This window comes from Synechococcus sp. H60.1 (genome assembly GCF_047462335.1).
Taxonomy (GTDB): Bacteria; Cyanobacteriota; Cyanobacteriia; order Thermostichales; family Thermostichaceae; genus Thermostichus.
Map to the genome: position 1 here is coordinate 1,653 of NZ_JANSJA010000119.1, position 7,291 is coordinate 8,943.

General features: G+C 59.6%; 4 protein-coding genes and 1 pseudogene. 1 reads left to right on the top strand and 4 read right to left on the bottom strand.

All coding sequences use genetic code 11. The features are described 5' to 3' along the window. Positions 1 to 63: 63 nt before the first annotated feature. Positions 64 to 3,129 carry a PAS domain S-box protein gene (locus NW852_RS06550; protein WP_414371442.1) on the bottom strand — a complete coding sequence of 1,022 codons (3,066 nt, stop codon included), beginning with the start codon at positions 3,127 to 3,129 and terminating at the stop codon, positions 64 to 66. A gap of 702 nt (positions 3,130 to 3,831) precedes the next feature. Between NW852_RS06550 and NW852_RS06555 the strand changes: the two genes are divergently transcribed. Next, entirely contained in the window at positions 3,832 to 4,986 is a 1,155-nt protein-coding gene (locus NW852_RS06555; RefSeq protein WP_414371440.1) for an FAD-binding oxidoreductase, read from the top strand. Positions 4,987 to 5,017: 31 nt separating this feature from the next. On the opposite strand, the gene NW852_RS06560 is transcribed toward NW852_RS06555, so the two are convergent. The 3 genes and pseudogenes from NW852_RS06560 to NW852_RS06570 form a co-directional block, all read right to left on the bottom strand. After that, entirely contained in the window at positions 5,018 to 6,136 is a 1,119-nt protein-coding gene (locus NW852_RS06560) for an NAD(P)/FAD-dependent oxidoreductase (protein ID WP_414365455.1), read from the bottom strand. A 33-nt stretch (positions 6,137 to 6,169) separates the two neighbouring features. After that, positions 6,170 to 6,322, bottom strand: a complete 153-nt coding sequence (locus tag NW852_RS06565) for a photosystem II protein Y (protein ID WP_414365453.1) — start codon at positions 6,320 to 6,322, stop codon at positions 6,170 to 6,172. A gap of 450 nt (positions 6,323 to 6,772) precedes the next feature. Further along, positions 6,773 to 7,291, bottom strand: a pseudogene (locus tag NW852_RS06570) (peptidase M14); the annotation flags it as partial.

Here is a 7,291-nt window from a genome sequence, read left to right on the forward strand (position 1 = left end):
CAGGGAGAGGGGCTGGGGGTGAGGGAGTCCCTCAGGGAGAGGGGCTGGGGGTGAGGGAGTCCCTCAGGGAGAGGGGCTGGGGGTGAGAGCAGAACTGCCCAAATCCGGCAGGCTGACTGCAAACAGGGTGCGGTTCTCGCCGCTTTCCACCCGCAGGATCCCTTGCAGCAGCTCCACCGCCTTTTTCACCAGCGGCAGGCCCAAGCCGGTGCCCCCCTGGTGGGCGTAGTCCAGTTGCGGAATGCGGTGGAACTTCTCGAAAATGCGGGGCAGGTGCTCCGCTGGGATCTCGACGCCGGTGTTGATTACCTGCAAATGGAGACCCGAAGAATCGCCCGCCACTTCCAGGTAAACCTGCTGGCCAGCAGGGGTGTATTTGGCAGCATTGGCCAGCAACTCGCTGAGGATGCGGGTGAGCAGCCCCACATCGGTGCTGAACAGGATGGGTTCAGAGGGAATGCGGGAGACAAAAGTGAGCCGGCGCTCCTGAAAGCGCAGAGCAAAGGGCGGCACCAGCTTTTCCAGCCACTCTCGCACCTCGAAGCGGGCAATCTCCAGACTGCGGCTGCCGGCCTCTAGCCGCTGCAGGTCCAGCAGGTCGTTGACCAAGTCCAGCTCTTTTTGCCACTCCTGTTTGAGGATGTGGAAATAGGGGATCTGCGCCTCGGAAAGACCGCGCACCTCCAACATTTTCAAAGCCATTTTCATGTTGGTCAGAGGCGTGCGCAGCTCGTGGGAGACCATGCTGAGAAACTCTTCTTTGAGCTCGTTGAGCCGCTGCAGTTGCCGGAGCTGGGCCTGGGTTTCTTGGTAGAGGCGGGCCTGGCGAATGGCGATGCTGCACTGGGTGGCCACCTGCTCGGCAAAGTGGATCTCGGCTTCAATAAACCCTTCCTGGGGCAAGCGGACTAACTTGAGAAAGCCCAGCAACGAGCCCGTTTCCACAAACAGGGGGCAGGCGAGGAAGGTGCAGCGCCCCCGCAGCGGGTGATCCGTGCTGAAGTAGAGGGTCTGGCCTTGGCGAAGCTGGCGCAAAAGAACGGGATCCAAGGGCAGGGTAACTTGGCCTATAGGGGGCAGGGATCCCGCCGCTTCGTAGACCAGCGTGTAGGTCTGGGTTTCCGGATGGATGAGGGCCACACCGCAGGCGCCCAGTTGGAAAGCCTGGGTCAGCTCCCGCACCACGGTGGCCAAGATCTCCTGTTCGTCCAGGCTGGAGCGCACCTTGTCGCCAATGAGCCGCAGCATTTGCTCGTACCTTACCCGCTGGGCCAGCTCGGCATTGCGCACCTCCACCTGGTAGCGCAGCTCGGCATTGGCAGCTTGCAGTTGCTCAAACAGCTCCGCCTGTTGCAGCGCCAGCCCCAGTTGATCGGCAATTTGTCGCAAAAAATCCGGCATCCAGGGATCCCATTTTTTGGGGGCGCTGCACTGGTGGGCAATCAACAGCCCCCAGAGGCGGGCCAGCCCGCCGTCTGTGCCGTCAGGGCCAGCCGACTGCAAGATGGGCACCACCAAGTTGGCCCGCACCCCTAAGCTGGCCAGCAGCTCCCGGTGGCAGGGCTGGATGGGGGCAGTGTCGATATCTTCAATGGCGGAAATGCGGCCCTGCTGATAGGCTTGGTGCCACTGGGTTACGAAACAACGATCTTCGATAACCAGGCCCAGCAGGCTCAACTCTGGCCGGCTAACCGATTCCATGGCGATCTCGCCCACCCAATCGGGGAAAAAGCGGTAGATCACCACCCGCTCTACATCCAACAAACGGCGAACTTCCTCTACAGCAAAACTGAGGATGGACTCCACCTGCAACGATTGCCGGATCCCTTGGACGATGTGGCTGAGCAGCCGGGCTTGGTGGAGCTGCAATTGAACCTGCTCCTGGGCCTGCTTGCGCTCGCTGATATCGACAATTGAGACAACGCCGTAAATCTGTTTCTCGGGAGTCTCCGCCACAAAAGACGAGAGATCCACCCACCGGATCTCGCCACTTTTGCGGATGTAGCGTTTTTCCATCCGGTAGCCGCGGCGGCGGCCCGCTCGTATTTCTTCGACATAGATTGCCTCCTGCCGCAGATCCTCAGGATGCGTTATGTCGGCGTAATTCATGCTCAAGAGCTCGGCCTCGGTGTAGCCGGTGAGCTGGCAAAAGCTCTGGTTCACCTTTAGCAAGTGCCCCGCCGCATCCGTGACCGCCATGCCCACCGGGGCTTGCTCGAAGAGACTTTGAAACAGATCTTGCTGATACTGCAGAGAGTGCTGAAGTTGTTGCTGTTGGTTTTGCAACTCTTTTTCCGGGGTCAAATCCTGTACGCTGACGATCATGCCGATTACCTTTCCCTGGGCATCTAGCCAGGGAGCCTCCAAAATCCGCACCGGAAACCGTTCCCCGCTGCGGCGCCTGAAGGTCAGCTCCCATCCCTGCGGGGGCCGCCCCTGGGCAAAGGCAGCGGTGATCTTGCCCATCTCTTCCGGGGGCCAATAGACAAAAGGGGGATCCTTCCCGATGAGCTCCTCCTTGGGCCAGCCCACCATCGTGGCAAAGGTCTCGTTGACGTAGATCTGTCTGCCTTGTGAATTGACGGCGGCAATGCCCAGAGGAATGGCGCGTTCGATGGCAACGCGCAAATTCAGGGTGGTTTGTAGATCTGGTAGATCCAGTTTCTCCGTTGACGGCTCCCTCCAGACCGCTGCTGAAGGCGGCGGGCCTAAGGTTAGCCGCCAGCACACCTCATCTTGGTTCACCACCCCCAACAGGGATCCCGCTTCGTCCACCACCGGCAAGTGGCGGATCCCGTGGGCCCGCATCAGCTCCAACAATGCCAGGGGATCGCGGTAGTTGCCGACGGCCAAGGTCACGACCGGGGTGGTCATCACCTCAGCCAGGGTGGATCCCTGCCAAGAGCGGTCGCTGGCCACCCACTGCAACACGTCCACAGGTGTCAAAATGCCCACCACTCGGCCTGCGTCCACCACCAAGGCGTAGGGCCAGGAGCCATTCTTTTGCGCCAGCAGGGAGAGAAGCTCGGCAAGGGAGCTGTCAAGCCCGACCAAGGGCGGCATCCGGCCAAACAACTGTTCCAGGGATCCCGATGGAGAGGGCAAATCTTCCACCATGTCAGAGGACAACTGAACCTTAAAGTTACAGTCAAAAAAAGTTTTAAATAGTATCGCGGCCAGGAGCCTTTAGCCAAAACCAGACAAAATACTCAGAGGTAGTTTTGACTCTAGGTAGCTGATGGTTTTAACCTAACTTTAACCTTATAATTCAGAGTACCATGTCGAGCAAAGAAGTTTTGGATCTTGACATAAATCTTTACATCTATTCACTATTTAAACTTACCATCCAACTAATTTATGTTGGTTTATGGACTGAGACTTCAGGAACAAGTTAAGCTCTTAGCTTGCTATTGAAGGTAATTTTCAGCCCTAGGTTGCGACTCTTACAACTTATCGAGATTTTGCCTTTGTCTAAAAAGGGACAATCATCATCTTGTTACTCTGTTTTTTTCAAGCATCCTCGCGTCATCGGCTTAAGCTTTAATTGGTTTGATTGAAGACAGATTTGACGGATTTTGTTTGAGCGGCTGCCAGCTTGCCTGAGATCGATCTGTGCCGCTGAGGCGATCCCTCCCCAACCCTTCGTCCCCGGGGAAGGGACTTTGGAAGCTGCCTCTATCGCGAGCTTCATCGGCTACCCAGAGGGAGCCGCGGCTATACTGACCAGGGGAGGAGCTTGCCACCTACACTGAAATCAGGCAAGTTGATCCCGATACGTGGGGGTTCAGGTTTTGCTTACCTTTTGGTGCGTTCTAAGCTCAGTTCTTCTCGATGACCTTTTCTCCGCCGCTGACAGATTTTCTCTCCAGCCAGGCTGCTCCTATTCCCATCCAAACTCCCTCGACGGTTCCAGAATTGGTGCAGCTCCTAAAAGAGTGCCGCGGGCAGAAGGTGCTGCCGCTTGGGCAGGGGAGCAAGTGGGGATGGGCTCCTCGCTTGGAGACAGTGGATCTTATCCTCAGTACCCGTGGGCTGTGCCGCTTGATCGACCATGCAGCTGCTGACCTAACGGCGACCGTAGAGGCCGGTATGACCCTGGCGGAGCTACAGGCCATCTTGGCCGAGCGGGGGCAATGGTGGCCGGTGGATCCCCTTTACCCTGACTGGGCCACAGTGGGCGGCATTATCGCCACTGCCGATACGGGCTCGCTGCGCTGGCGTTACGGTAGCATTGGCGACCTAGTGCTGGGCATTACTTGGGTGCGGGCGGACGGGGAGGTGGCCAAAGCGGGCGGGCGGGTGGTCAAGAATGTGGCCGGCTATAACTTGACAAGACTGTTCGCCGGATCCCTGGGCAGCTTGGGGATCCTGACCCAAGTCAGCCTGCGGCTCTATCCCCTGCCGGCGGCCCAGACAACTTTGCTGGCCAGGGGATCCCTAGCGGACGTGGAGGCCCTGGCTCGGCAGGTGCTGAGTGCGCCGGTGAGCCCAGTGGGGATGGATCTCTGGCTGAGGGCAGAAGGGCCACAGCTTTGGCTCAGCTTCCACGGCTCGGGGCGGGCAATTGCCCAGCAAATGGCCCAGGTGCGGCGGCTGGCTGCGGGGGAGTTGGCTTGGCAAGAGGCGGGCCCTGGGGCTTTGTCCATGCCCCCACCCGCTTCAGGAATGGTTCTGGCCAAGTTCGGCTGCTTGCCCAGCCGGAGCCTGGCCATTTTAGAGCAGTTTCAGTCCCTCTTTCCTAAAGCTCAGGTGCAACTGCATCGCGGCTGCGGCCTGGGGCGGGCTTGGATCCCCCAGCCTGAGGTGGGATCCCTGCTACAGTTACAGCGCTACCTCAAGTCGGTAGGCGGGTTTCTCCTGCTGCTGGAGGCACCGGCAGCCCTGAAGACAGCTCTGGCCCACGATTTCGGCCCGACAGCAACCCTGATGCGCAAGCTGAAGCAGCAGTTTGATCCCGCCGCCATCTTCAGCCCCAGCTTGATATAGCTACTCCAAATCACGCCGAAACATGGCGCCGTTAGCGGGCCTGCGCAGGGATCCCCAGCATTGCCAGCAAGGTTTTAGCAGCATCCTGGCCGGAGAGCCAAGCACCTTCTACTCGCTCTCCGGCACACCAATCGCCGGCGCAGACCAACGGCAACCCCCTGCCGGCACTGGCAGGGACGTGGGTGCCCAGGCTGGCCAAACCTATCGTTTCCACGGGAAAAGCGTAGCGCCAGCGATGCACCTGCATCCATTGCGGCGAGGCCAGCCAGGGATCCAGGCGTTTGGCGGCGTGGGCCAGCAGTTCTCGACCAGCTTTTTCCAGCTCGGCGGGGCCAGCATCCAGATATAGCGACGACCACTCCGCCCCCCCGTGAAAGACCACCAGCGGCGGCAAGGGCTGCGGGCGCTTGCTGCTGTCCAGGGCCAGCCAGGCCAGCATCGGATCCTGCAAACACTTGATCCCCTTCCAAGGCGGCAGCGGCGTGCTCTCTGAATAGCCGGCCAAAACGGCAATGCAGGGCTGGTAGGCGGCGGATCCCAGCAGAGATAGCAGGTTGTTGGCAGGAGGAATCCCCTCTTGCAGCAAAGGCAACAACTGGGGAGCCGGGATTGCCATCACCACTGCCGCGGCCTCGTAGCACTGGCCGTTTTCGGCCTGTAATTGCCAGGTGGTTGCCAGCGGCCTGAGGCCAACCACACGCGTTTGGGTGTGGATGGACAAGGAAGTGGCTAGCTGTTTGGCCAGCATCGTCATGCCCTGGGGGCAGATGTAGCGGGGTTTCTCAGCATTGGAGTCCTCTGGGCGCAGCCCCTCTCGATCCAGCAGGTGCAACGAGCGCGTCCATTCCCTCAGCAGCCCCAGGCCCAGCAGCTCCTTCACCCAGCGATAAAAGCTGTCGGAATCGGGGGTCAGATATTGAACCCCGTGATCTACAGGCACTGTTTGTCCGGCATGCTCAACCCGCCGGGTGGCCATGCGCCCACCCAAACCCACCGATTTCTCCAGCACCAAGACCTCCAGCCCCGCCCGCCGCAGTTGCCGTGCACAGGCTAGGCCAGCCACCCCGGCGCCAACGACAACGACGTCCGCCGACTTTCCGCTGCCCAGGCCGGAAGGGGGCATTGCACCCTGGAGATTTTTGTCCGACATACAGAGCCTATCGGCTGCAACCGAATCCCACCTTCAGCTCCCGCCTTTGCCAAAGGGGTTGTTGCCCCTTTCGCCGAAGAGCTTGGCTTCCCCCTTGATGGCAGCCTTGATGATGTTGTAGGCTGCCCAGCCAACCACCAAAACAATAGGTGCCAGGACGATCAGCGGACGGAGATCCATATCCATAGTTTCATCCCCCTCTCGTAAATGGAGTAAATGGAAAAAACAAGAGCTTCCAGGGCTGGCACCTGCTGGGATCCCGAAGAGCGAAGCTTTTTGGGGTTTGGATCCCGCTTTGGGCGCGGCACAACTCCGGAAGAACGGCTATACCCAGAATAACCCCAGGCATACCCTCTCCCGCTAAGCCCTGACGGACTGGGGCAAAGACCTCCGCTCACGCCAGCAGGACAGGATCCCTGGATGATTTCTCAGAGTTGCTGCTTCAACGGACGGGTAACCCAGGATCTTCACACAGCCGGAGAGTGGCTGCTTCGCCGTTCCTAGCCCATTCTGCAGCAAGCCCGGGTTCTGGACAAGAGCTTGCCTTGTTGCCTCTTGCGGGGATGGGCCAATCGAGCTGGGCGAGAAAGTCCGTCATTGCGCCATGTAGACTACGCCCAGAAGTAGCGCGGAAGTTTAGCCAGCTAGAGGGTAGCGCTCCATCAGGTAACAGAGGCAATCTTGGCGGATGATGCGGCTGTTGAGGGTGAGCATGCCCGGCACAAGGGGCACGCGGGTGCGAATTTCGCCATCTTGGGCGTAGAAGAAGCGATCCGCCACATCTTGGCCCTGCTCGTCTTGGACCTCCAGGTGGAAGCCGTTGTTTGTCCAGCCGATGCGGGTGTGGGGAGGGAGCTCCCGAAAGTTGAGGAGATCCAAATCGGGGAGAAAGCGCAGGTGCGGCTGGGATCCCTTGGGCTCTTCCCCCGCTTCCCCAAAGCTGAAGCTCACCTCCTCCGGGATCTTGACGATGGCGACGCTGTGAAATAGATCAATATCCTGTCGCAGGACGGGGCGTTGCGGTAGCGCCGACAGGTGCAGGCAGGCTTCCAGAAATTCGTAGGCATGTTGGGTGCCGTGGGGCTGATCCGGCTTGCCACATTCCAGGGTCACCGCCGGGCAGAAGCGCCCAAAGGCCATACTCTGTACCCCTTC

Coding starts and splice junctions, on each gene's coding strand:
- NW852_RS06555 (WP_414371440.1), top strand. CDS start 3,832: ATGACCTTTTCTCCGCCGCTGACAGATTTTCTCTCCAGCCAGGCTGCT.
- NW852_RS06560 (WP_414365455.1), bottom strand. CDS start 6,136: ATGTCGGACAAAAATCTCCAGGGTGCAATGCCCCCTTCCGGCCTGGGC.
- NW852_RS06565 (WP_414365453.1), bottom strand. CDS start 6,322: ATGGATATGGATCTCCGTCCGCTGATCGTCCTGGCACCTATTGTTTTG.